Origin of the sequence: Streptomyces niveiscabiei, assembly GCF_033794345.1 — a bacterium.
GTDB lineage: Bacteria > Actinomycetota > Actinomycetes > Streptomycetales > Streptomycetaceae > Streptomyces > Streptomyces niveiscabiei.
In genome coordinates this window covers 221,436-246,058 of record NZ_JARAYJ010000006.1, presented here as the reverse complement: position 1 = coordinate 246,058, position 24,623 = coordinate 221,436, and the positions used below count along the sequence as shown (strand labels likewise).

Genomic DNA, 24,623 nt, shown 5'->3' with positions numbered 1-24,623 from the left:
CACCATATTTTTTCGCCGCTGGAGCCCCCATGGCCTCGCCCGTCCCGATACCCGTCACCAGGCCGGACGGTCCGCGCAACCGGTTCACCATCCCGGTCCTGGCCTTCGGCGGCATCCTCATGGCGGTCATGCAGACGGTCGTGATCCCCCTCCTGCCCGACCTGCCCCGGCTGACGCACTCCTCCCCGGCCGCCGTCTCCTGGATGGTCACCGCCTCCCTCCTCTCCGGCGCCGTCCTCACCCCCGTCCTCGGCCGCGCCGGCGACATGTACGGCAAGCGGCGCGTCCTGCTCCTGTCGTTCGCGCTCCTCACGATCGGCTCGGTGATCTGCGCGCTCACCTCGCAGATCGGCGTCCTCATCGCGGCGCGCGCTCTCCAGGGCGCCGCCTCCGCGGTCGTCCCGCTCTCGATCAGCGTCCTGCGCGACGAACTCCCGGTGGAGAAGCGGGGATCGGCCGTCGCCCTGATGAGTTCCACCGTCGGCATCGGCGCCGCGCTGGGCCTGCCGGCCGCCGCCGTCGTCATCCAGTACGCCGACTGGCACGTCATGTTCTGGGTCACCGCGGCCCTCGGCGCGCTCGGCGTCGTCCTGATCCGGTGGGCGGTGCCGCAGTCGCCGGTGCGCGAGCCGGGGCGGTTCGACGTGACCGGCGCGCTCGGGCTCGCGGCGGGGCTCGTGTGCCTGCTGCTCGGCGTGTCGCAGGGCGGTCAGTGGGGGTGGGGGAGCGGACGCGTCGTCGGTCTGTTCGCCGCCGCCGCGGTGATCCTCGCGCTGTGGTGGTGGCAGCAACTGCGGGGCGAGCGGCCCCTGGTGGACCTGCGGCTCGTGACCCGCCCCAGCGTGGGCCTCTCCCATGTCGCCGCGCTGCTCACCGGGTTCGCGTTCTACGCCAACTCCCTGGTGACCGCCCAGCTCGTCCAGGCGCCGGAGGCCACCGGGTACGGGCTCGGCCTCACCATCGTCGAGACCGGCCTCGTCCTGCTGCCCGGCGGCATCATCATGCTGCTGATCTCACCCCTCTCCGCCCGCGTCTCGGCGGCCCGCGGACCCCGGCTCACGCTCGCCCTCGGCGCGGCGGTCATCGCCTGCGGGTACGCCGTACGCATCGCCGACAGCCACTCCCTGTGGATGATCATGACCGGCGCCGCGGTCGTGTCGGTCGGTACGACGCTCGCGTACTCGGCGCTGCCCTCCCTGATCCTGCGGGCGGTCCCGGCGAACCAGACGGCGTCCGCGAACGGGGTGAACGTCCTGATGCGGACCATCGGGCAGGCGGTGTCGAGCGCGGCGGTCGCGGCCGTGCTGGTCCGGCACACGGGGCCGGTCGGCGGGGTGCCCGTGCCGACGCTGCACGGGTATCTGCTGGCGTTCGGGATCGCGGGCGCGGTGGCGCTGGGGGCGAGTGCGGTGGCGCTGACGATCCCGGGGGACGAGAAGTCCGACCCCGGGCCACGCGGGACCCGGCCGGCGTTGGACGAGGTCCGGGAGGGAGCATGAGGGGCGTGACGACCACACCCGCACCGGAGACGGTGGACGGCCCCGGCGGCCCCACCGGGCCGCCCACCGCCCCCCGCCGCGACGCCGAAGCCACCCGCGCCGCCATCCTCCGCGCCGCCCGCCACCTCATGGCCCGCCGCTCGCACACCGACATCACGCTCAAGGCCGTCGCCGAACGCGCGGGCGTCAGCGCGCCCCTGGTCCTCAAGTACTTCGGCAACAAGGACGCCCTCTTCGCGCGCGTGATGTCCTTCGAGGCCGATGTGGAGGCCCTGCTCGACGCGCCCCTGGCGGACCTCGGCCCGCACCTGGTCCGCCATGTCGTCACGAGCCAGCGCGAGCGCGGTGCCGACCCGGTCCTCAGGATCGTCTTCGCCTCCTACCAGGGCGAGGACGGCGACGTCCTGCGCGCCAACTTCCGCGCCCAGGTCACCGACCGCCTCGCCGCCCGCCTCCCCGGCCCGGACGCGGCCCTGCGCGCGGAACTCGCCCTGGCGACCCTCCTGGGCCTCGGCGTGATGAACGGCATCGCACGCGGCGCCGCCGTCCGGGCCACCCCGGTCGAGGAGATCGTCGCCCGCTACGGCCCGACCGTCCAGGCGCACCTCACGGGAACAGCCGCTGGTGCAGGGGCGCCCTGAACACCCCGTGCGGATCGAGCCGCTGGAGCGTCCCGGCGGCCTCGCCCCACCCGGCGCCGTACGACGCGGGGATCGCCGTCCCCAGCACCTCGGGGTCGGCCCACGCCTCGCTGTCCGTGTACCCCCAGCCCTTGGACCACTCGACCCGCGCCAGGGCGTTCGTCCCGTCGAACGAGGACAGCAGGAACCGCTCCTGCTCCCGGTAGAACTCCTCGGCGTGCGGCGTCCCCGGCAGCGTCAGGATGTCCAGCCAGACGGCCGTGTCCCAGTCGGGCCGGCCGGGGACCGGAGCCAGCGCGGAGAGCGACGGCGCCCGCGCGCCCGCGTGCTCGGCGTCGGCGGGGTCGTCGAGGCCGGTCACGCGGATCTCGACGGCCCCGTTGACCGGGAACTTCCCCCGCGCGGCGTACGCGTCGAGCTGCCCCCGGTAGAAGTCCGCGAACTCCCGCACCACGCGCTGCACCTGATCCCGTGCGGTGACGATCGCGTACCCGTTCGCGTGCACCCGCAGGGTCGTCGGCCGGACGTACAGCAGCGTGTTCTTCGACGGCCCCCACAGGTCCGCCGACGCCGTCGCCGTGAGCCCCAGGACCGCCGCGTCGAGCTGCGCGTTGCCCAGCACCGGCGCCAGGTACCAGGCCGCGTCCGCGACCAGCCGCCCGGCGAGGTCGGCGACGAGGGTCGGGAGGGTGTCGGAGAAGGGGTAGTTGTACGGGGCGTCCACGCGCCGCGACAGCAGCGGCCTGACCGGCTCCACGCTCCACGTCTTGAGCCACGGGAACTCGGTGAACGCGAACCAGATCGCCTCCACGCGCCCGGCGGAGTCCACGAAGTCCGCGAACGTCCGCCCGCCCTCCCCGAACAGCTCCTTCGCCGGGATGTCCGTCCGGCTCACGCACCGCAGGTTGCTGTTCGCCTCCACCCGCAGCACGACCTCGACGACGAGCGCCCGCCCCAGATGCGTCAGCAGCGCGGCGCAGTCCGCCTCGTCACGGCCGACGGTCCGCAGCGCGTACGCCGTCCCGTCCCACACGACCGCCGTCAGCGACAGCACCCGGTTGCTGAGCGACCCGTACGTCCGCCCCTTCAGCCGCGTCTCACCGGTCGCCGGTACGGCCGTCCCGTGCCCGTCGATCGCGAGGACCCCGCCGAGCGTCAGATCCCCGGGAGCCGGCGCGGCCGTCACACCGAGGCCGTGGTCCTCCAGGAACCCCAGCAGCGTCTCCATGCGGACGCCGGTCCCCGCGCGGACGGAGGCGGGGGAGTCGAGGGCGAGGCCGGTGAAGCGGGAGGTGTCGAGGAGCAGGATCTTCGCGTCCGCCGGGGTGTCCTCGGCGAGCGTCAGCGGCGCCCAGCCGTGCGAGGCGCCCCGCGCGCGGACCGTCCAGCCCTGCGCGTGCGCCCAGTTGACGGCGGCGACCGCCTGCGCGGGGGACTCGGGGACGCAGGCCCACAGGCCGGCGGCGACGATCGTGCCGTCCCAGTTGCGGTAGGCGGTGCGGCGCACGTCCACCCCGGGCGGGAAGCCGGGCAGCTCCGAGGCGGCGGCTGCCGGGTCGGCGGCCAGGAGCACCAGGACGGCGGCGGCACCGCCGAGGAAACCGCGGCGGCTGGGGAGATGCGCGAGGTGTTCGGTCACAAGATCACGGTAAGCGCATACGTCCGCATATCGGCCGTCTGGTCGAACGGATCACCCGTACGAGTGACGGATCTTCGCGCGGCGCACCCGTTTCTCCACGCGACGCCCCCGTTTCCGCCCCGACCGGCCCTGATGACAGACTGCGCCCATGGAGCAGCGCGCATTCACACGGGCCGGACGGTCCGCATCCGTCATCGGCCTCGGTACCTGGCAGCTCGGCGCCGACTGGGGCGACGTCGACGAGAAGGAGGCCCTCGCGGTCCTGGACGCGGCCGTCGAGTCCGGCGTCACCTTCTTCGACACCGCCGACGTCTACGGCGACGGCCTCAGCGAGCAGACCATCGCGACGTACCTGCGCTCCCGCCCGGAGCTCGACATCTTCGTCGCCACCAAGATGGGCCGCCGCGTCGAGCAGCTCCCCGAGAACTACGTCCTCGACAACTTCCGTGCCTGGAACGACCGTTCACGCCGCAACCTGGGCGTCGACCGGCTCGACCTGGTCCAGCTGCACTGCCCGCCCACCCCCGTCCACTCCACCGACGAGGTCTTCGACGCCCTCGACACCCTGGTCGCGGAGGAGCGCATCGCGCACTACGGCGTCAGCGTCGAGACGTGCGCGGAGGCGCTCACCGCGATCGCCCGGCCCGGTGTCGCGAGCGTCCAGATCATCCTCAACCCGTTCCGCCTCAAGCCCCTCGCCGAGGTCCTCCCGGCCGCCGAGAAGGCGGGCGTCGCGATCATCGCGCGCGTACCGCTCGCCTCCGGCCTGCTGTCCGGGAAGTACACCAAGGACACCGTCTTCCCGGCCAACGACCACCGCACCTACAACCGGCACGGCGAGTCCTTCGACCAGGGCGAGACCTTCTCCGGCGTCGACTACGCGACCGGCGTCGAGGCCGCCGTCGAGTTCGCGGGCCTGGCCCCCGAGGGCTTCACCCCCGCCCAGCTCGCCCTGCGCTGGATCCTCCAGCAGCCCGGCGTCACCACCGTCATCCCCGGCGCCCGCACCCCCGGACAGGCCCGCGCCAACGCGAGCGCCGCGGACCTGCCCGACCTGGACGCCGCCACCCTGGCCTCGATCCGCGACCTGTACGACCGCCGGATCAAGGACCAGGTCGAGAACCGCTGGTAGCGGCTACTCGGCGGCGCGGGCCTTGCGCAGGGAGGCGATGCAGCTTCCGATCGCCTCCTGCAACTCCTCCAGCTGCTTGACCATGTCGTCCTCGTAGAAGTCCTGCGCGTCGTCGAACGTCAGCTCCTCGAAGACCTTCGTGGCCCGCTGGAGGCTGCTGTAGAACTTCGTGCGCCGCTCCTGGACCCGCAGTTCGGGATCGGCCTCGACGGCCTCCACGACGAGGTTCTTCATCGTGTCGTACGCCTCGGTCGCCCACTCGCCGGCGTCCTCGTCGTCGTTCAGCTCGTCGATGAGGGACAGGTGCCGCTCGGCCTCCTCGCGCAGCGCGACCGGCGCGTCGATCATCTGCCCGGCCGGGGTCTTCACCTGGCCGGACTCGGCGATCTGCCGGACGTACCCGATCCGGTCGGCGGAGCGGCTCTCGGTGGCGACGGCCTTCTTCAGGTCGTCGGTCCGCACGACGTCCCGGGCCAGCTCGGCCTGGAGCGTCGGGTCCTCCTTGATGCGGTCCAGGAGGGCGGCGCGGGCCGCGCGCGCGGTGGACGGGTCGGCGAGGATCGCGGCGCGCAGGGCGGTCGGGTTCTCGGCGACCTCCAGGGCCTTCGTCGGCCGGATGCCCTCCGCCTCGGCCGCCTCGGAGATCGCCGTGCCGCGCTCGGAGGTCGCGCTGGAACGGGAGACGTAGTAGCTCAGCCAGACGTCCGCGTCCGGGAGCTGGATGTCCTGGCCGGGCTCCAGCTCCTCGAACTGCGGTACGAGGCCGTCGTCGGCGGCCTTGTCCCACGCCTTGTAGTAGCGCATCACGCGCTCGGGCGAGCACTCGGCCAGCTCGGCGAACTCCTTCGCCGACACCTTGTCGCTCTCGCCCGCGGCCTGACCGCCGGGCCGCACACTGCGCGCCACCTTCAGGCCGAAGGCCCACCCGCCGGTCCGCGCGTACGCGCCGAACTCCCGCGCGTCCCGCACCACGGCATCGGCGAGCGGGGCGAACTCCACCTCGGCGGGCATCTCGGACGGGTCGATCGCCAGGGTCACGGAAGACTCCTCAAGAGAACGGAACGTGCAGACCGGCAGCCTATATCGACCCGTTGATACGGCTTTGGCAAGACCCGCGCGCGCCCGCCCGGCCCGGCTGAAACGTCACCTCACCTCGGCCGGAACATCCGTTCAGTTCGGGCGGAACGTCCGGAAGAACGTCTTCAGCGCCTCCACGTTGGCCGTCTTCTCCCAGTCCGCCTCCGGCGTCGTCCAGCGCAGCGAGAACCCGGAGTGCCCACCGGTCAGGAACCCCCGCCCGAAGGTCCGCAGCGCCATGCCGTGCCCGTCCTTCACGGCCCACTCCATGTCGGCCGCGTCGAACCCCTGGTACGTCGTCGCCCGGATCTCCCCGATCCGCCGGAACCCCTCCTGCTCGCGCAGCACCGGCTCGACCGTGTCGCGCCACACCGCGACCGGATCGGGGCCGAGCTGCGTGCTGTAGGTGACGGCGAGCGTACGGCCGTCGCCCTTCGCGCCGAAGGTGATCCGGTACGCCAGGTCGCCCTGCTTCGAGGTCTCCTGCCGCTTCCACCCCTCCGGCAGCTCGATCGTGAAGCCCTCGGGCGCGCGGTACCTCTCGAACCCGGGGTCCGGAGAGGCGGGCGCGGAGGGGGGTGCCGACGCGGACGGGGGCGTGGACGGCGAGGCGGGGGCCGTGGGGGTCGGGGAGGGCGCGGGCGGGGCGCTCTGCCCGGCCCCGCCGCCGGGCGGCGCCGGCGCGGTCGCCGAGGGCCGGGGCCGCGTGTCCGTCCCCGCGTCCTGCGTGCCGGGCAGCTGGTGCGTCGCCGCGAGCGCCGCGACGGCCACCGTCACGACCGCGAGCGCCGTGCCCGCCGCCATCGCCCGGCCGCGCCACGCGGGCGCGGTGTGCAGTACGGCGTACGCGCGCCGCAGCCGGGGCGCCGGGGTGAGGTGCGGGTTCTCGTCCAGCGTCCGGGTCAGGGACTGCCGCAGCACCGTCCGCGTCAGCCGTTCCCGGGAGTCCTTGCGCAGCAGGCCCTGGACGGTCCCGGCGAGCTGACCGGCACGCAGGGGCGCGCGCAACGGCAGCCGGTCCACGCCCCGCAGGGTCGCGTCGGGCCGGTCGCGGTCCCGGAACGGGGGCCGCCCCTCCAGCAGCGTGTACAGGATCGCGCCCAGCGCCCACAGGTCCGCCGCCGGGCCGATCCGCTCGTCGCGGGCCTGCTCGGGCGAGGCGTACGAGGGGGCCGCGACCCGGGGCGCGAGCGTCGCGCCGACCAGGCCGAAGCCGGTGAGGACGACGGGGCCGCGGTCCCGGACGAAGATCTGGCCCGGGCTCAGCTCGCCGTGCGTGATGCCCTCGCCGTGCGCCGCCTCCAGGACGTCCAGGACCTCCAGGACGATCGCCGCCGCCCGCGCGGGGTGGAACGAGCCCTGCTGTTCGATCAGCTGCCCCAGCGGCAGCCCGTCGATCCACTCGGTGACCGTCCACAGCGAGCCGTCCTCCGCGACCGCGTCGAGCACCGCCGCGATCCGTCCCGGGCACAGCCGGGTCATCGTCGCCGCCATCCGCCGCACCCCGCGCGCGGCACCCCGCCCGTCCTCCGGCGCCGTCCCCTCCGGCAGACCGATCCGCGTGACCAGGCAGGGCCTGCCGTCCTGCGCGTCCTGGCCGTACCAGCTGACGCGGTTCGTCTCCCGTTGGACGACATCGAGGAGGAGGTATCTGCCGGCGATCAACTCGTGCGTGGAGACGTGCGCCTTGACCATGGTCATCCCTCGCTGAACCCCCGGAGTTTCTCTCCCTTTCCCAGTGGTACGGCGCGCGGGGCGCGGTGCGTTCAAACGATCCGCGATTTCCGGGGGGAATCTGTCTTTCATTCAAAAGCGGCGGCGTGCGCGGGGAAACGTATGTGCGAGGAAAGGGGATTCAGGCGCCGAATAGCTGCGTCCAGTACGTGCCCGCGGGGCCGCCGCCCGCGAAGCCGACACCGAGGTGGGTGAAATCCGCCTTCAGGATGTTGGCCCGATGTCCCGGACTGTTCATCCAGCCCTCCACCACCTCGGCGGCCGAACGCTGGCCGCAGGCGATGTTCTCCCCGATGGACCGTTTCGCCGACCCCGCCGCCTTGGCGCGGTCCCAGGGCTGAGTGCCCTCCGGAGACGTGTGCGAGTAGAACGCGCGGGCCGCCATGTCGACGCAGTACGCGCGCGCCGCACGCGCGAGGGGGCCGTCGGGGGCGAGCGGCCCGAGGCCCGCGCGGATCCGCTCGCGGTTGGTGAGTTCGAGCACCTCCGCCTCCACCCGGTCGAGCCCGGCCGGGGTGAGGGGGCTCGCCCATACGGCGGTCCAGTACGCGTCGACCCGCGCCACACCCGCGTGCGTGAACGCCGGGTCCTGGACCGTCCTGCGGGTGTCCCCGCCGCTCAGGCAGTACTCGACGAACTCGGCGTGCGTCCGGGGCCCGGACACCAGGTGCTCGCCGACCGCGAGGTACGTGAACCCGGCCGCGGTGACCCGCTGGAACACGGACACGCCGTCCCGCCCCTCGACCCCGAGCTTCCCGGCGCCGGCCATGGCGGCGGCGTGCGCGCGGGCGGCGGAGACGAGGCGGGCGTCCAGGACGACGGGGGGTGAACCGGCGCGGGCGCGGGCGGGGTTGACGAGGGCGAGGAAGCCGTCGGGGTCGGGGGAGGGGGCGTGGGCGGAGGCTGGGCGGGGTGTGGGGCGTGTCGGTGCTGGGTGTGTGCTTCCGGGCAGGGGTGTCGGGGGGCCGGAGCGTGCGCTGCCGGGTGGGGGTGTCGGGGGTCCCGGGTGTACGCCGCCGGGTGGGCGTGTTGTGGGCCCGGGGTGTGCGCTGTCGGTCGAGGGGGACGGTGCCGGGCCGGTGCCGCCGGTCGCGGGCGTCGGGGGTGTGGGGCGGGCTCCGGTGGTTCCCTGGCCGGTGCGCAGCAGCCCGTTGCCCGGGACGCGTAGGCCGCCGCCGCGCCGTTGGGCGCCGATCGCCTCCGACGCGCGGGCCAGGAGGCCGCCGGGGCCGGTGAGGCTCCGCCGCTCGGTGCTCCCGGCCGCTGTGCCGGTCCCGGTGACCGCCTGCGTGTGGTCCGCCGCGCCGTCGTCCGAGACGTCCACCCCGAAGTCCCGCGCCAGACCGGCCAGCCCGTCCGCGTACCCCTGGCCCAGCGCGCGCACCTTCCAGGCGTCCGCCCTGCGGTAGACCTCCGCGAGCAGCAGGACCGTCTCCGTGCGCACGGGTGCCGGGGTGAAGCGGGTCAGGACGCGGCCTCGGGGGTCGGTGACCTGGAGGGTGGGGGAGGGGAGGCGGGCCAGGAGGGCGCTCGGGTCCGCCGGGCTGACGACCAGCGTCACGCGCGTGGCCCCGCTCCGCAGCCCCGTCGGGTCCAGGGTCAGGCAGTCGCCCTGGAGGCGGGCTCCGGGGGCCGTCGGCTGGTTGAAGAAGACGAAGTCCGCGTCGCCGCGGACCTTGCCGCCGTCGTCGGTGATCAGGGCGCTGACGTCGAAAGGGCCCGGTACCCGGAAGGTCCACGCGCCGCTCGGGAGGGCCGTGTTGCCCCCGGGTACCAGTTCGCTCATCGTGCCGCCCCGCTGTCGTTCCGTACCCCTCCAACGGGCGGTCCGGCGTGGCGGTTCCCGCCGGTCAGTCCAGCACGATGTCCGGCGCCAGGTCGTCGTACCGCTCGGGGACCGGTGCGGGGGAGACGCGGGACTGGGCGCGCTTGCCGCAGAACGCGGACTCCAGGGTGCGCAGCATCGTGGAGTGCACGCGCGCGCTGTTGGAGACGTTCGCGAGGGCGGCGAGGCTGCGGCGGCCGTCCTTCGTGGTGAACGCGTAGCTGTAGTAGCCCTGGACGGCGCCCGTGTGCCCGTACACCGACACGCCGCAGGACAGGGTCCGCCGGCGCAGGCCGAGGCCGTACGCCTGGCCGGTGCCGGCCGGGACCCACTTCTGCATCTGCGCGAGCTGCGCGGCCGACATCAGCTTGCCGCGCATGAGGGCCGACAGGAACGTGTCGAGGTCCTTCGCGCTGGAGATCATCGCGCCCGCGCTCTGCGCCCAGGACACGGTCTGCCGGGTCGCGTCGACGAGGGACGCGCCCGCCTTGTCGGGGGTGAGGTACCCGCGCGTGTGGCGGCCGGGGATCGCGGTGCCGGGGTGGACGTACACGGTGTCGGTCAGCTTCAGCGGCTTGACGATCCGCTTCTGGTACTCCGCCGCGACGGAATGCCCGGTGAGCTTCTCGATCAGCATTCCGGCGACCACGAAGTTCGTGTTGGAGTACCGGTAGGGGCCGCCCGGTTTCGTGGTGCGCGGGTGGCGCAGGGAACGGGCGACGAGCTGACGGTAGGTGAAGACCTTCGTGCGGACCGCCTCGAACCCGGAGACGGAGCTCGCGAACATGTCGTTGCTGTAGTCGTACAGGCCGCTGCGGTGGCTCAGGACGTGCCGGACGGTGATCCGGTTGTCCGGCAGCAGCTTCGGCAGGTACTGGTTGACCGGCGCGTCGAGCCGCAGCTTGCGTTCGTCGACGAGCTGGAGCAGGACGACCGCCGAGAACACCTTGGTGACGCTGCCGATCCGGAACCGGTCGGCGGTACTGAGCGCCCGTTTCGTCCCCCGGTCGGCGACGCCGACGGCGACCTGACGGACCGTGCCCCGGTCGTCGACGCGGGCCAGGGCGCCGGGCGCCCCCTGGCCGCGGGCGGTGTTCAGGACGTTGCGCAGACCCGTCATGTCGGGTCCCGGTGCCGCCGCCGCGTGCGCGGGGCTGTTCAGCAGGGACAGGAACACGGCTCCCGTGAGCGCTCCACCGGCCAGCCGTCTCCACTTCGAGCGCGTCAAGCTTCCTCCGCTTCCTCACCACTCCGAGGCCGACGCACAGGTGACGTGCCGTCACACAGCGTGCGTCGCTGACGCACCTCAGTATTGCCCCGGAGGGCGAGGAAACCGATGACCCGCGCGCGGGCGGATTCGGCGGGTTATCTCACCGGTGCAGGGAGCGGGCCCAGTCCGCGGGCACCCGCCCCGCCGGACCCGGCACCGCCTGGTCCTCGGGGCGGCTCACCGGCGGCGCCAGCTCGGGCCCCGTCTCGTGGAGTTCGTCGCGCGCGTAGTCCCAGAACCAGCCCTCCCCGGGCTCGTAGCTGCGCACCACGGGATGCCCGGTCGCCTTGTAGTGGCCCGTCGCGTGCTGCGCGGGCGAGGAGTCGCAGCAGCCGACGTGCCCGCATTGCGCGCACCGGCGCAGGTGGAACCACCACCCGCCCGCCGCGTCGCAGTCCACGCATCCCGGTCCGCTGGGCGGCACGGCCGGGTCGACACCGGCGAGTTCGGTCATGTCGGGTCCTCCTCGGGGAGCGGTGCGGTCAGCGGCAGCAGCACCTGGAACCGGGTGTCCCCGGGGACGGAGTCCACGTGCAGGCTGCCGTGGTGCTTGTTGACGACGATCCGCCACGAGATGTCGAGACCGAGTCCGGTGCCCTCGCCGACCGGCTTGGTCGTGAAGAACGGGTCGAAGATCCGGTCGCGGATGTCGGCGGGTACCCCGCTGCCGGTGTCGCGGAACTCCACGAGCAACCGCTCGCCCTCGCGCGCGGTGCGGATCGTCAGGGTGCCCTCGCCGTCCATCGCGTGGACGGCGTTGTCGATGAGGTTCGTCCACACCTGGTTGAGTTCCGCCGGATACGCGGGAACTTCCGGGAGTGTCCGGTCGTAGTCCTTCACAACGGCGATGGTCCGGCCGAGTTTGCCGGAGAGCATGAGGAGGGTGCTGTCGAGAAGCTCATGGACGTCGACGTCCCGGTAAGGGGCGCGGTCGAGCTGCGAGTACTGCTTCGCCGCGTCGACCAGATGCGAGACGCGGCTGGTGGAGTCCTCGATCTCGGACATCAGCAGCTCGGTCTCGACCGTGTAGTTGAGCCAGCCCACCGCCCCGGGGAGGATCTCCTCGCCGACCGCCGCCGCAACCTGCTCCAGCCAGTCCACGTCGAGCCCGGCCTGCACGAAGGTCGGCGCGAGCCGCCACCCCTCGGCCACACCGCGCTCGTCGAGCCAGTCGGCGATCACGTCCTCCCGGTCGGACGCCTCGATCGGGCTCAGCGCGGGCGCCTTGCCGACCCGCTCGGCCGTCCGCTCCTGGATCTCGATCAGCCGCGTCAGCGCCTCGCGGTCGTAGGGCCCCGAGGCGATCACGGCGAGCTTGTGCCGCATCTTCGCCACCCGCTCCCGCAGCGCCGCCGTCGCGCGCACGGCAGCCGCCGCCGGGTTGTTCAGCTCGTGCGTGAGGCCCGCCGACAGCGAGCCCAGCGCGAGGAGCCGCTCCCGCTGCGCCACCGTCCGCTGCGTGTTGCGGGAGCCGAAGAACATGCCCTCCAGCATGTGCACGGCCATCGGGAACCAGTCCCGCATCATCGCCGCGAACGCCTCGGACGGCAGCACGAAGAACCGGGACGGTTCGGTCACCCGCATCGACCCGGCGTACACCTGCGGCACCCGCTCCCCGAGGACCGCCTGCATCGACCCCGAGTACACGCCGCGCTGCGAGGTCCGGTTGATCTCCACGTCGTCCCCGCCGACCCGCCGCGACAGCACGACGGTGCCCTGGATCATCACGTAGAAGCAGGTCGCCGGCTCACCCTCGGTGTACACCGGGCCCGGCTCGAACTTCTCGACCCGGCCCACCGCGCACAGCCGCCCGAGCTGCTCCGGGGTCAGCTCCTCGAACAGGAACAGCGACCCGATCTCCGCCGGGTCGCAGGGCAGCACGACCCCGCTCACGACTGCTCCAGGTACCGGTGGACGAGCATCACGGCCATGGCTCCCTCTCCTACGGCGGACGCGACCCGCTTCGCGGACTCCGCGCGCGCGTCCCCGGCGACGAACACACCGGGCACGCTGGTCTCCAGGTGGTACGGCGGCCGGTCCAGCTCCCAGCCCGCCGGGGGCCGCCCGTCCGGCGTCAGGTCCGGCCCGGCCAGGATGAAGCCGCGCCCGTCGCGCAGCACCGTCTCGTCGAGCCAGTCCGTCAGCGGCGCCGCCCCGATGAACACGAACAGCCACTGCGCGTCGACCAGTTCACTCGCCCCGGTCACCGCGTCCCGCAGGGTGAGCTGCTCCAGGTGGTCGGTGCCGTGAGCCGACTCGACGACCGTGTGCGGGCGCACCGAGATGTTCGGCGCCTGCTCGATCTGCTGGATCAGGTAGTGCGACATCGACGCCGACAGGTCGGGACCGCGCACCAGCAGCGTCACCGACTTCGCGCCCTTGGCCAGGTACATCGCCGCCTGCCCGGCCGAGTTCGCGCCGCCCACGATGTACACGTCGTGCCCCTCGCAGGACGGCGCCTCCGTCAGCGCCGACCCGTAGAACACCCCGCGCCCCGTCAGCTCCTGAGCCCCGGCGCACTCCAGCTGCCGGTACGACACGCCCGTCGCGAGGATCACGCTGTGCGCGGCGACCGACGAGCCGTCCGCGAACCGCACCACCCGCGCGGAGCCGTTCACCTCCAGGCCCGTCACCTCGCGCGCGGTGAGGATCTCCGCCCCGAACTTCGCCGCCTGACGGCGCGCCCGCTCGGTGAGCTGACCGCCGGACACCCCGTCCGGGAAGCCCAGGTAGTTCTCGATGCGCGAGCTCTGCCCCGCCTGACCGCCGGTCGCCGACCGCTCCACGAGCACCGTCCGCAGCCCCTCCGACGCCCCGTACACCGCCGACCCGAGCCCCGCCGGGCCGCCGCCGATCACCACCAGGTCGTAGAAGTCGGCCGTCGGCGTCGTCGCCAGGCCCACGCGCGCGGCCAGCTCCGCGTCGTCCGGCTCGACCAGCGGAGCGCCCTCCGCGGTGATCACCAGCGGGAGCCGCTCGTCGTCCGCGCCGGCCGCCGCGAGCAGGCGCCGGCCCTCCGGCTCGTCCGAGGAGTACCACCGGTAGGGCACCTGGTTGCGGGCCAGGAACTCGCGCACCTGCGAGGAGCGCGCCGACCAGCGGTGCCCGACCACCTTCGTCGTCGGCACCGGCCGGTGGTCGCTGCGCCGCCACGCCTCCAGCAGGTCGTCCAGGACCGGGTAGAGCTTCTCCTCCGGCGGGTCCCACGGCTTCAGCAGGTAGTGGTCCAGATCGACCACGTTGATCGCGTCGATCGCCGCGTTCGTGTCCGCGTACGCCGTCAGGAGCACCCGGCGCGCGCCCGGGTACACGTCCAGCGCCTGCTCCAGGAACTCGATGCCGTTCATCTGCGGCATCCGGTAGTCCGCGAGGATCACCGCGACCAGGTCGCCGCGCAGCTTCAGCTCCCGCAGCGCCTCCAGCGCCGACTCGCCGGACTCGGCGCGCACGATGCGGTGCCCGGCGCCGTAGCGGCGCCTCAGATCGCGGGCGACGGCGCGGGAGACCCCCGGGTCGTCGTCCACGGTCAGGATGACGGTCCGCGCTGTTTCGGCGGCCTGTGTCATACGTTTTCCACCCCGAGTGCTCAGGTCCAGGGCGTGCGGCCCTGGGCGACACCGGCCATCGTAGGGTCGGAGGGGAACAAGCGCTCGGCCGCGCGGGCACCCCGCGGGGCCACGACCGGGAAAGGCGGCGCCATGACGGCCCCGATCACGGCAGGCTTCGACGGCACGGACGAGAGCCGCGCCGCCCTGTCCTGGGCGGCCCGCGAGGCCGTACGGCAGGACGCGGCGCTCAGGATCGTGCACGCCTGGGAGGTCCATCCGGACGCCACCGTCGACCACGCCACGCAGGAGGGCTGGGCGCGTGACGCCGTCGCCGGGGCCGCCCGGGAGATCACCGCGCGCCACCCCGGCCTCCCGGTGACCTGGGAGGCCGTCGAAGGCCCCGTCGTCGAGACGCTCACGGGCGCCGAGGACCTCCTGGTGCTCGGCTCGCGCGGACACGGCGCCGTCGTCGGGTTCCTCCTCGGCTCCGTCGGCCAGCAGGTCGTCGCCGACGCCGCCCACCCCGTCGTCCTGGTGCGCGCCGGAGACGACGCCGCGCACGAGGCCGCCGGGCGCGACATCGTCGTGGGCCAGGAGGGCGAGCCCGAGGACAGCGCGGGCGCGCTGGAGTTCGCGTTCCGCACGGCCGAGGCGCGCGGCGCGCGCGTACGGGTCGTCCGCGCCTGGACGCTGCCCCCGGTGTTCGCCTACAGCCCCGGCTCGATCATGCTTCTCGACGAGGCCGGCGGACCCGAACCGTTCGAGCAGAAGGCCCTCGCCGACGCCGTACGCCCCTGGCGTGAGCGGTTCCCGAAGGTGCCCGTCGTCGAGCACATCGAGATGGGCAGCGCCGGACAGGTGCTCCTCGCGGCGGCCGGGGAGGCCCAGCTGGTCGTCGTCGGGCGCCGGGCGCGGCGTACGGCCGTCGGCGCGCGCATCGGGTCCGTCGCGCACGGCGTGCTGCACCACGCGCCCTGCCCGGTGGCGGTGGTGCCGCACGCCTGAGGCCCACCCGGGTCATTCGGGGATCGTCGGCTCCAGGGTCTCGCGCGCCTTGGGGAGGATGTTCGCGATGTAGTCCTTGACGGCCTCTTCGAGACCGATGTCGTGCTGGGCGCGCTCGGACAGGTACCAGCGGTGCTCCAGCAGCTCGTGGTAGATCTCCGCCGGGTCCATCTGGCCGCGCGCCTCCAGCGGCACCTCGCGCACGGTCGGCCGGAACACGTCCCGCACCCAGCGGTGCGCCAGCACCTCGGGGCGGGCCGCCAGGGGGTCGCCGGGCGCGTAGTCGTCCTGGGTGGCCATCCACGACTCCAGGTCGCTCAGCAGCCGCCTGGCCTGGTTCTCCTCCGTGTCGAGGCCCGTCAGCCGCAGCAGCTGGCGCTGGTGGTGGCCGGCGTCCACGACCTTCGGCACGAACGTGACCGTGTCGCCGTTGGAGGAGTGCTCGATCTGCATCTCGGCGACGTCGAAACCCAGCTCGTTCAGCCGCCGGATGCGCCGCTCGATGTAGTGGTACTTGCCCGCCGGGTACACCGAGGTGCGGGTCAGCTCCTCCCACAGCTCGCAGTAGCGCCGGTAGATCTCCTGCCCGAACTCGATCGCGTCGATCGACGGGTGCAGGGCGCCCGACGCCTCCAGGTCGAGCAGCTCCCCGCTGATGTTCACGCGCGCGAGGTCCACGTCGTACTCCCGCTGCCCCGGGGACAGCTGCGGGTGCAGGTCGCCGGTCTCCGCGTCCACCAGGTACGCCGCGTACGCGCCCGCGTCGCGCCGGAACAGGGTGTTGGACAGCGAGCAGTCGCCCCACGCGAACCCGGCCAGGTGCAGGCGCACCAGGAGCACCGCGAGGGCGTCCATCAGCCGGTGCATCGTCGCGGGGCGCATCGTCGTCTCGAACATCGACCGGTACGGCTGCGAGCCGCCCAGGTGCCGGGTCACCAGCACCGACTCCAGGGGCTCGCCCGCCTCGGTCGTACGGCCCGTCACGACCGCCAGCGGGTCGACGGCCGGGATGCCGAGGCGGTCCAGGTCGCGCAGCAGCTCGTACTCGCGCAGAGCCGGCCGCTCGGCCAGCTCCTTGACGGCGATCACCTCGTCGCCCGCGCGCGCGTAGCGCACGACGTGCCGCGAGATGCCGCGCGGCAGCGGGACGAGGACCTCCTCGGGCCACTCCTCCAGCGGGACGTCCCACGGCAGCTCCAGCAGGAGAGCCGGATGCTCCGGAGTGGTCGCACTTATCTGCAAAGCCATGGCCTGACCTTAAACGTCCACCCCGCGCGCGGAACGCGCGGCACCCGGAGATCGAAAACACGTTCGAGTGAAGAAGGTGCCCGGCCCTTTCGATGCGCTGGTGTATCCGATACGTTTCTGTATCGAACGGGGATCTCGAACGCGAGGACGGCGAACGGAGGTACGGACATGGCCGACGGCACGAACACCCCCCGCGTCACCAGACGCCGCGTCCGCACCCGCGCCAACCTCCTCGCCGCCGCGTTCACCGTCTTCGCCGCCAAAGGGTTCGGCCGGGTCTCCATCGAGGAGATCTGCGAGGCCGCCGGGTACAGCCGGGGCGCCTTCTACTCCAACTTCGACAGCCTCGACGAACTGTTCTTCGCGCTGTACCGCCAGCGCGCCGACCTGATCGCCGAGCAGGTGGCCGGAGCGCTCGCGCAGGACGGCCCTGGGCTCGACGTACCGCAGGCCGTCGACCGCGTCACCGACGTCCTCCTCCTCGACCACGACTGGCTGCTCGTCAAGACCGACTTCCTCGTGCACGCGGCCCGGGACCCGGAGGTCGCCGAGAGCCTCCTCGGGCACCGCGCGCGCCTGCGGGGCGCCATCACCGACCGGCTCGCCGAGACCCCCGTCCCCCCGGTCCTCGGCGACGCCCCCGCCGCCGCGCACGCGGTGATCGCCGCCTACGACGGCGTCACCACCCAGCTCCTGCTGGACAAAGACGTCGAGCGCGCCCGCGCCTGGCTGAAACAACTGCTCACCGCGCTGCTGACGGACGGCAGCGACACCATCGGATGAAGGGACGGGCGTCATGGACGCGGACGTCATCGTCGTCGGAGCCGGACTCGCCGGGCTGGTCGCCGCGCACGAACTGACCAGCAGGGGCCGCCGGGTCGCCCTGGTCGACCAGGAGAATGCCGCCAACCTCGGCGGCCAGGCGTACTGGTCCTTCGGCGGGCTCTTCCTCGTCGACTCCCCGGAACAGCGCCGCCTCGGCATCAAGGACTCCCTCGACCTCGCCTGGAGCGACTGGCAGGGCAGCGCCGGCTTCGACCGCACCGAGGACGAGGACTCCTGGGCGGTGCGCTGGGCGCGCGCCTACGTCGAATGGGCGGCCGGCGAGAAGCGGACCTGGCTCGCCGGGCACGGCATCACCTTCGTCCCCACCGTCGGCTGGGCCGAGCGCGGCGACCTGCGCGCCGACGGCCACGGCAACTCCGTACCCCGCTTCCACGTCGCCTGGGGGACGGGCACCGGTGTCGTCGAACCCTTCGTGAAGTACGCCAGGCAGGCCGCCAAGGACGGGCTGCTCACCTTCCACCACCGCCACCGCGTGGACGAGCTGGTCGTCGAGGACGGCACCGCCAAGGGCGTGCGCGGCACGGTCCTGGCGCCCGACGGCTCCGCGCGCGGGGTGGCCTCCAGCCGGGAGGCGATCGGCGAGTTCGAGCTCACCGCGCAGGCCGTCGTCGTCACCTCCGGCGGCATCGGCGGCAACCACGACATCGTGCGCCGGTACTGGCCCGAGCGGCTCGGCACCCCGCCCGCCGAGATGGTCACCGGCGTCCCCGCGTACGTCGACGGCCGCATGCTCGACATCAGCGCCGACGCGGGCGTACGGCTCGTCAACCGCGACCGCATGTGGCACTACACCGAGGGCATCCAGAACTGGAACCCCATCTGGCCCGGCCACGGCATCCGCATCCTGCCCGGACCGTCCTCGATGTGGTTCGACGCCCTCGGCCGCCGCCTCCCCGACCCCTGCCTGCCCGGCTACGACACCCTCGGCACGCTCAAGCACCTGCGCACCACCGAGGACATCGCCGGGTACGACCACTCCTGGTTCGTGCTCTCGCAGAAGATCGTCGAGAAGGAGTTCGCGCTCTCCGGGTCCGAGCAGAACCCCGACATCACCGCCAAGGACCGGGGGGCCGTCCTGCGTGACCGGCTCCTCGGCAAGGGCGCCCCCGCCCCCGTCCAGGCGTTCCTCGACCACGGCGCCGACTTCGTCATCGCCGACACCCTCGACCGGCTCGTCGAGAAGATGAACGGCCTCACCGACAAGCCGCTCCTCGACGCCGGCACCCTGCGCCGCCAGATCCGCGCCCGCGACCTCCAGATCGCCAACCCTTACAGCAAGGACGCCCAGGTCCAGGGCATCCGCAACGCCCGCCGCTACATCGGCGACCGCCTCGGCCGCGTCGCCACCCCGCACCGCATCCTCGACCCCGCCTCCGGCCCCCTCATCGGCATCAAACTGCACATCCTCACCCGCAAGACCCTCGGCGGCATCCAGACCGACCTCCAATCCCGCGCGCTGGCCGCCGACGGCACACCGATCGCGGGCCTGTACGCGGCTGGCGAGGTCGCCGGCTTCGGCGGCGGCGGAGTCCACGGCTACAACGCCCTGGAAGGCACCTTCCTCGGCGGCTGCCTCTTCTCGGGCCGCGCGGCGGGCCGGGCGGCAGCCGACCAGACGAGGTGAGCCCGGCCCCGTCAGCCCAGCAGGCGCAGCAGTACCGTCGCGTGGCTCTCCTGCGGTGACTTCACCGCCGTCACCAGCGTGACCGTCCCCGACGCGGCCGACTCCCGTAGACGAGACAGGGGTTCGGCCGCCGCGGGGGCGGCCAGTTCCGCCTCGTACCGGCTCGCGAACTCCTCGTACGAGCCCTGGCCCGCGTGGTACCACCGGCGCAGCTCGTTCGAGGGGGTCAGGGCCTTGGGCCACTCGTCGATGCGCGCCGCCTCCTTGGAGAGGCCGCGTGGCCAGAGGCGGTCGACGAGGACGCGGACGCCGTCGTCCGGCTCGGGCGGGTCGTAGACGCGGCGGATACGGGCAGTCATAGGGGCGAGCCTAGGGGGCGGGCGCGGCGTCACGCTGTGTGGTTTGACCTGAATGGGGGGCGAATACCGGGTGCCGGTTCCCTAATCTGAGGGGCGTTTGATCACACATCGGATGATCCGCCTTCAGCTGGGAGCGCTTGTGACCCTCAGACGTTCCGCCCTCGCGGTACCCGCCGCCGCCCTCACCGCCGTACTCGTCGCCGCGAACCCCGCGGCGGCGGGCCCGGTCGGGAACGCCGGCTTGGGCGACCCGTACTTCCCGCTCGCCGGGAACGGCGGCTACCACGTCGCCCACTACGACCTGACGCTCGGTTACGACCCGGCGAAGAAGCACCTCGACGGCAGGGCCGTGCTGACCGCGCGCGCCACCCAGGACCTCACCCGCTTCGACCTCGACTTCACCGGCCCGAAGATCACCGGCCTCACGGTCGACGGCCGCGCCGCCGCCTACCGCCGCTCCGGCCAGGAACTCGTCGTCACCCCGCCGCGCACCCTGCGCAAGGGCCGGCCCTTCCGCGTCACCGTCACCTACCAGGGCACCCCCGCCCCGGTCACCGACCCGGACGGCTCGCTCGACGGCTGGATCCCCACCGACGACGGCGCGTTCGTCGCCGGGGAGCCGCAGGGCGCGATGACCTGGTTCCCGGCGAACAACCACCCGCTCGACAAGGCGTCGTACGACTTCACGATCACCGTCCCCAAGGGCCGCACGGCCGTCGCCAACGGCGTGCTCCTCGGCCAGTGGACGAAGAACGGCCGCACCACCTTCCGCTGGCAGCAGCGCGAACCCATGGCCGCCTACCTCGCCACCGCGACCGTCGGCACCTTCCAGGTCCGCCAGTACACGACGAAGAGCGGCATCAAGGTGTACGACGCCGTCGACCCGCGCGAGGCGAACGCCGCAGGCCCCGTCCTCAAGAAGCTGCCGTCCGTGCTGGAGTGGGAGAGCAAGCTGTTCGGCCCGTACCCGTTCCGCGCGGCCGGATCGATCGTCGACCACGCGCCGCAGGTCGGCTACGCCCTGGAGACCCAGACCCGGCCCGTGTACGACCGCGCGCCGGACCTCTCCGTCCTCGTCCACGAGAGCGCCCACCAGTGGTTCGGCGACTCCGTGTCACTGACCTCGTGGAAGGAGATCTGGCTCAACGAGGGCTTCGCGACGTACGCGGAGTGGCTGTACGACGAGCAGCACGGCGGGGACAGCGCGCAGAAGGCGTTCGACGCGCTGTACGCGCGGCCCGCCGGCGACGGGCTGTGGAAGTTCCCGCCCGGCAACCCCGGCAGCGGGGCGAACATCTTCGGCCAGCCCGTGTACGCGCGCGGCGCGATGACCCTGCACGTACTGCGGAAGGCCGTCGGGGACCGCGCCTTCTTCCGGATCCTGCGCGCCTGGGCCACCGAGCACCGCGACGGGCACGGCACCACGCCCCAGTTCCAGAAGCTCGCCGAGCGGATCTCCGGCAAGGACCTCGCGCCGCTCTTCCGCACCTGGCTGTACACGGCGGGCAAGCCGAAGCTCTCCTGAAGCCCGAGCTTTCCCAGCGGACCTCGCGACCTGCTGCCGACCGCCTCGCACGTGCGGCTCACTGCTCCCGCAGCCCCCACGGCGAGCCGTACTCCGTCAGCAGGTCCAGGTACGGCCGCGCCGGGAACGCCTCCGGGCCCAGGACGCCCGCCCCCGACCAGGCGCCGGACGCGAGGAGTTCGAGGGCGACGACGGGGTTCACGGCCGTCTGCCAGACGACCGCCTGGCTGCCGTACTCGGCCATCGACCACTCGTTGTCGACGACGTGGTAGAGGTACACCTCGCGCGGCGCGCCGTCCTTCGTGCCCCGCACCCACGTGCCCGCGCACGTCTTGCCCCGCATCCGTTCGCCGAGGGAGGCCGGGTCGGGCAGGCAGGCCGCGACGACGTCCCGGGGCGAGACGGCGACCGGGCCGCCGGCGGTCGGCACGGTCACCGGGGCCGTGCGGTCCAGCTCCAGCCGGTGCAGCGTCTTGAGGGTGTCGACGAACTCCTTGCCGAGCCCGTACTTGAACGTCACCTTGCGGGCGTCCACCCAGCGCGGCACGAGGAGCACCTCCTCGTGCTCGACGTTCACGCACTCGACCTCGCCGATGTCCTCGGGGAAGTCGAACACCTCGGGCTCGCTGAACGGCGCGGTGGTGTACCAGCCCCGGCCGGCCTCGTAGACGACCGGCGGGTTCAGGCACTCCTCGATCGTCGTCCAGATGTTGAAGGACGGCGCGAAGTCCAGCCCTTCGACGGTGAGGTTCGCGCCGTCGCGGATGCCGATCTCCTCGATGTCGTCGAAGAGTTCGTCGGCCGCGTACCGGGCGAACACGTCCGACAGGCCGGGCTCCACGCCCATGCCGACCAGAGCGAGCGCCCCCGCCTCGGCCCACTCCCCGGCCCGCGCGAACTGGGCGTCGCCGAGCTTGACGCCGCACTCCTCGTACGGGCGGTCGGGGTGCGGGCGCGACAGGGACATCGCCATGTCGACATAGGTGGCGCCCGTCGCGTGCGCCGCCTCGAACAGGGGCAGGACGAAACGCGGGTCGGTCGCGTTCAGCAGGACGTCGCAGCCGTGCCGGACCAGCAGGTCACGGACGGCCCGCTGGTCCGAGGCGTCGACGGACGCCGCCGTGAAGCGGTCGTCGCCGTCGAGCGCCGCCACGGCCGCCGCCGCACGGGCGGGGTCGTAGTCGGCGACCACCATCGCCTCGAAGAACGGGCGCCGGGCCGCGATCCGGGTGATGGCGGTACCCACGCCACCGGCTCCCACGAGCAGTACACGCATGACAAGGCTCCTCTGTCGATATGTCGTCACAGGGGTGCGCACGCCTCACGAGGATCAAACGCGCCCCGGTGCCGTAAGGTCAATGGCGTTGGCATAAGGAGGTCCCGTGGCCAAACAGGTCGTCCCCGAGGAGAAGCGCCGGCGCCGCCGCCCCACCAAGAGCGGCACGCTCCTGTCCGAGGAACTCATCGTCGGTACGGCGCTGAGGCTGCTGCGCGAACACGGCTCGACCGGCCTCACCGCCCGCCGCCTCGGCCTCGCCCTCGACTGCGACCCCAGCGCCCTGTACCGGTACTTCCGGGGCATGGACGACCTGACGCTCGCGATCGGCGACGCCCTCATCGGCCAGGCCCTGCACGGCTGGCGCCCCACGGGCGACTGGCGCGCCGACCTGCACGCGGTGGGGCTGCGGATCTACGAGGCGTACGTCGCCCACCCCCAGGCCGCGCAGCTCACCGCGAGCCGCGTGACGGGGCGCGCGAACGAACTCGCCGCCGACGAAGCCGTGCTGGACATCCTGCGGCGGGCCGGGTTCCCGCTGGCGGAGACTGTGCGGATCTACCACGCGTTCATCGACCAGACCCTCGGGTTCGCGGCCCTCGACGCGGCGTCCCTGGCCCTGCCGCGCGCCTCCCAGCGGGCCGACGATGCCAAGTGGCAGTCCACGTACGCGCGCCTGCCGGCGGCCACGCACCCCCGGATCGCCGAGGCGGCGCCGCTCCTCACGACGCACATGGTGACCAGCGCCTATCCGACGGCGCTGGAGATGCTGCTGGACAGCGCCGAGGCGCGGCTCAGCGCAGGAAGGCGCGGGCGGTAGCGGTGACGGCCTCGGCGACGGCCGCGAGGGCGGGGGAGTCGAGTCTCCACTGCTGCCAGAACAGCGGTACGTCCAGCGGCAGTTCGGGCGCGAGGGACAGCAGCCGGCCGGCCGCGAACAGGGGCGCCGCCTGGACCTCGGGCACCATGCCCCAGCCGAGTCCGGCCGCGACCGCGTCGAGGTAGCCCTCGGAGGTCGGTACGGCGTGCCGCAGCGAACTCGCGCCGGCCCCGCCCAGCCTCCGGACGAAGGTGTCCTGGTGCTGGTCCTGCCGGTCGAAGACGACCACGGGGGCCTCGGTGAGGGACCGCGCGAACGGGCCGGTGAGGTGGCGGGCCGCGAAGTCGGGGCGGGCGGACGCGAGGTAGCGCATCGTGCCCAGCGGGCGGACCGAGCAGCCGGTGACCGGCTCGGCGGAGGCCGTCACCGCCGCCATCACCAGCCCCTCGCGCAGGAGCTGTGCCGTACGTGTCTCGTCCTCGCGGTGCAGTTCGAAGCTCAGGTGCGGTTCCTGCGGGACCTTGCCGAGCGCGGGCAGGAACCAGGTCGCCAAGGAGTCCGCGTTCACCGCGACGGACACCCGCGTCGCCTCGCCCTCGCCGCTCATGCCCAGCTCGGACCGCGTGTCGCGCTCCAGCCGGGCGAGCTGGCGCGCGAACCGTACGACGATCTCCCCGGACTCCGTCGGCCGTACCGGCTTGGTGCGCAGCAGGAGCACCCGCCCCGTCCGCTGCTCCAGCGCCTTCACGCGCTGGCTCACCGCCGACGGCGTCAGGTGCAGGGCCGAGGCCGCCGCGTCGAACGTGCCCTCGTCGACGACCGCGAGGAGCGTGCGCACCTGGTCCAGGGGAAGATCCGTCATCACGAGCGCTAATGATACGAAAGAATCTTTAGCTGTACGCGCGGTGATCGGCTTCGTAGCGTGGACGGCATGCTCCCAGCACTCACCGCCGCCGCGGCCGGTTTCGGCACCGGTCTGTCCCTGATCGTCGCCATCGGCGCCCAGAACGCGTTCGTCCTGCGCCAGGGCGTCCGCCGGGCCGCCGTCCTCCCCGTCGTCGCGATCTGCGCCCTGTCCGACGCCGCGCTCATCGCCCTCGGCGTCGGGGGAGTGGGGGCGCTGGTCGTGGCCTGGCCGGGGGTGGTGAGCGCCGTCGGGTGGATCGGGGGCGCGTTCCTGCTCTGCTACGGCGCGCTCGCCGCGCGGCGCGTGCTGTGGCCGCAGGGCGTGCTGGTGGCCGAGGGGGACGCGGCCGGGTCCGTGAAGCGCGCCGTGCTCACCTGTCTCGCGCTGACCTGGCTCAATCCCCACGTCTACCTGGACACCGTGTTCCTGCTCGGGTCCGTCGCCGCCGACCGGGGGTCCCTGCGGTGGGTGTTCGGGCTGGGCGCCGCGACCGCGAGCCTGTGCTGGTTCGCCGGGCTCGGGTTCGGTGCGCGGCTGCTCGGGCGGTTCCTGACGCGGCCGTCCGCCTGGCGCGTGCTGGACGGGGCCGTCGCCGTGACGATGATCGCACTGGGGGTCACGCTGATCGCCGGGAGCTGAGGGCCGTAC

At 73.1% G+C, this 24,623-nt stretch carries 21 protein-coding genes; 9 read left to right on the top strand and 12 right to left on the bottom strand.

Annotation, left to right across the window (positions count from 1 at the left end):
• Window positions 1-29: 29 nt before the first annotated feature.
• Both PV682_RS10950 and PV682_RS10945 read left to right on the top strand, forming a co-directional pair.
• Window positions 30-1,499 (top strand): MFS transporter, encoded by a 1,470-nt coding sequence (locus PV682_RS10950; RefSeq protein WP_319726688.1) that lies wholly within the window; start codon window positions 30-32, stop codon window positions 1,497-1,499.
• Window positions 1,496-2,140 carry a TetR/AcrR family transcriptional regulator gene (locus PV682_RS10945; protein ID WP_407705644.1) on the top strand — a complete coding sequence of 215 codons (645 nt, stop codon included), beginning with the start codon at window positions 1,496-1,498 and terminating at the stop codon, window positions 2,138-2,140. Before PV682_RS10950 ends, PV682_RS10945 begins: the two co-directional genes overlap by 4 nt.
• On the opposite strand, the gene PV682_RS10940 is transcribed toward PV682_RS10945, so the two are convergent.
• Window positions 2,106-3,779, bottom strand: coding sequence for a cholesterol oxidase substrate-binding domain-containing protein (locus PV682_RS10940; RefSeq protein ID WP_319726685.1), 1,674 nt, complete (start codon window positions 3,777-3,779; stop codon window positions 2,106-2,108). The genes PV682_RS10945 and PV682_RS10940 overlap by 35 nt on opposite strands.
• A gap of 148 nt (window positions 3,780-3,927) precedes the next feature.
• Between PV682_RS10940 and PV682_RS10935 the strand changes: the two genes are divergently transcribed.
• A complete protein-coding gene (locus PV682_RS10935) occupies window positions 3,928-4,911 on the top strand; it encodes an aldo/keto reductase (RefSeq protein ID WP_319726683.1) in 984 nt (327 codons plus the stop codon).
• A 3-nt stretch (window positions 4,912-4,914) separates the two neighbouring features.
• Here the strand turns inward: PV682_RS10935 and PV682_RS10930 are convergent, their stop codons facing one another.
• The 7 genes from PV682_RS10930 to PV682_RS10900 all read right to left on the bottom strand — a co-directional run bounded on the left by PV682_RS10930 (window position 4,915) and on the right by PV682_RS10900 (window position 14,383).
• Window positions 4,915-5,949, bottom strand: a complete 1,035-nt coding sequence (locus tag PV682_RS10930) for a hypothetical protein (RefSeq protein WP_407705643.1) — start codon at window positions 5,947-5,949, stop codon at window positions 4,915-4,917.
• Window positions 5,950-6,081: 132 nt separating this feature from the next.
• Window positions 6,082-7,689 (bottom strand): serine/threonine protein kinase, encoded by a 1,608-nt coding sequence (locus PV682_RS10925; protein ID WP_319726680.1) that lies wholly within the window; start codon window positions 7,687-7,689, stop codon window positions 6,082-6,084.
• Between the two features lie 154 nt (window positions 7,690-7,843).
• On the bottom strand, window positions 7,844-9,508 hold the full coding sequence (locus PV682_RS10920) for a CAP domain-containing protein (RefSeq protein ID WP_319726677.1): 1,665 nt from the start codon (window positions 9,506-9,508) through the stop codon (window positions 7,844-7,846).
• 64 nt (window positions 9,509-9,572) lie between these two features.
• Window positions 9,573-10,751, bottom strand: coding sequence for a serine hydrolase domain-containing protein (locus PV682_RS10915; RefSeq protein WP_407705648.1), 1,179 nt, complete (start codon window positions 10,749-10,751; stop codon window positions 9,573-9,575).
• A gap of 166 nt (window positions 10,752-10,917) precedes the next feature.
• Window positions 10,918-11,271 carry a UBP-type zinc finger domain-containing protein gene (locus tag PV682_RS10910; protein WP_319726672.1) on the bottom strand — a complete coding sequence of 118 codons (354 nt, stop codon included), beginning with the start codon at window positions 11,269-11,271 and terminating at the stop codon, window positions 10,918-10,920.
• Window positions 11,268-12,710, bottom strand: a complete 1,443-nt coding sequence (locus PV682_RS10905; RefSeq protein ID WP_319726670.1) for an ATP-binding protein — start codon at window positions 12,708-12,710, stop codon at window positions 11,268-11,270. The genes PV682_RS10910 and PV682_RS10905 overlap by 4 nt, the downstream gene beginning before the upstream one ends.
• On the bottom strand, window positions 12,707-14,383 hold the full coding sequence (locus PV682_RS10900) for an FAD-dependent oxidoreductase (RefSeq protein ID WP_319726667.1): 1,677 nt from the start codon (window positions 14,381-14,383) through the stop codon (window positions 12,707-12,709). Before PV682_RS10900 ends, PV682_RS10905 begins: the two co-directional genes overlap by 4 nt.
• Before the next feature lie 132 nt (window positions 14,384-14,515).
• On the opposite strand from PV682_RS10900, the gene PV682_RS10895 reads away from it, so the two are divergent.
• Window positions 14,516-15,370: a universal stress protein gene (locus PV682_RS10895; protein WP_319726664.1), complete on the top strand. Its 855-nt coding sequence runs from the start codon at window positions 14,516-14,518 to the stop codon at window positions 15,368-15,370.
• A gap of 12 nt (window positions 15,371-15,382) precedes the next feature.
• Here the strand turns inward: PV682_RS10895 and PV682_RS10890 are convergent, their stop codons facing one another.
• Window positions 15,383-16,618: a DUF4032 domain-containing protein gene (locus PV682_RS10890; RefSeq protein WP_319726662.1), complete on the bottom strand. Its 1,236-nt coding sequence runs from the start codon at window positions 16,616-16,618 to the stop codon at window positions 15,383-15,385.
• A 168-nt stretch (window positions 16,619-16,786) separates the two neighbouring features.
• Here PV682_RS10890 and PV682_RS10885 point away from each other — a divergent pair, with 168 nt between their 5' ends.
• Both PV682_RS10885 and PV682_RS10880 read left to right on the top strand, forming a co-directional pair.
• The gene (locus PV682_RS10885; protein ID WP_319726660.1) at window positions 16,787-17,401 is read left to right on the top strand and encodes a TetR/AcrR family transcriptional regulator; all 615 of its coding nucleotides are present in this window, start codon (window positions 16,787-16,789) and stop codon (window positions 17,399-17,401) included.
• Window positions 17,402-17,414: 13 nt separating this feature from the next.
• Window positions 17,415-19,088, top strand: coding sequence for an FAD-binding dehydrogenase (locus tag PV682_RS10880; protein WP_319726658.1), 1,674 nt, complete (start codon window positions 17,415-17,417; stop codon window positions 19,086-19,088).
• Window positions 19,089-19,099: 11 nt separating this feature from the next.
• Here the strand turns inward: PV682_RS10880 and PV682_RS10875 are convergent, their stop codons facing one another.
• Window positions 19,100-19,447: a DUF488 domain-containing protein gene (locus PV682_RS10875; protein ID WP_319726656.1), complete on the bottom strand. Its 348-nt coding sequence runs from the start codon at window positions 19,445-19,447 to the stop codon at window positions 19,100-19,102.
• Between the two features lie 139 nt (window positions 19,448-19,586).
• Here PV682_RS10875 and PV682_RS10870 point away from each other — a divergent pair, with 139 nt between their 5' ends.
• Window positions 19,587-20,972 (top strand): M1 family metallopeptidase, encoded by a 1,386-nt coding sequence (locus tag PV682_RS10870; RefSeq protein WP_319726654.1) that lies wholly within the window; start codon window positions 19,587-19,589, stop codon window positions 20,970-20,972.
• A 58-nt stretch (window positions 20,973-21,030) separates the two neighbouring features.
• Here the strand turns inward: PV682_RS10870 and PV682_RS10865 are convergent, their stop codons facing one another.
• The gene (locus PV682_RS10865) at window positions 21,031-22,248 is read right to left on the bottom strand and encodes a saccharopine dehydrogenase family protein (protein WP_319726653.1); all 1,218 of its coding nucleotides are present in this window, start codon (window positions 22,246-22,248) and stop codon (window positions 21,031-21,033) included.
• 106 nt (window positions 22,249-22,354) lie between these two features.
• Between PV682_RS10865 and PV682_RS10860 the strand changes: the two genes are divergently transcribed.
• A complete protein-coding gene (locus tag PV682_RS10860; protein WP_319726651.1) occupies window positions 22,355-23,068 on the top strand; it encodes a TetR/AcrR family transcriptional regulator in 714 nt (237 codons plus the stop codon).
• Here PV682_RS10860 and PV682_RS10855 read toward each other — a convergent pair.
• Window positions 23,043-23,930, bottom strand: a complete 888-nt coding sequence (locus PV682_RS10855; RefSeq protein WP_055719955.1) for a LysR family transcriptional regulator ArgP — start codon at window positions 23,928-23,930, stop codon at window positions 23,043-23,045. The genes PV682_RS10860 and PV682_RS10855 overlap by 26 nt on opposite strands.
• 69 nt (window positions 23,931-23,999) lie before the next feature.
• On the opposite strand from PV682_RS10855, the gene PV682_RS10850 reads away from it, so the two are divergent.
• Window positions 24,000-24,614, top strand: coding sequence for a LysE/ArgO family amino acid transporter (locus PV682_RS10850; protein ID WP_319726649.1), 615 nt, complete (start codon window positions 24,000-24,002; stop codon window positions 24,612-24,614).
• The last annotated feature ends 9 nt before the right edge of the window (window positions 24,615-24,623 follow it).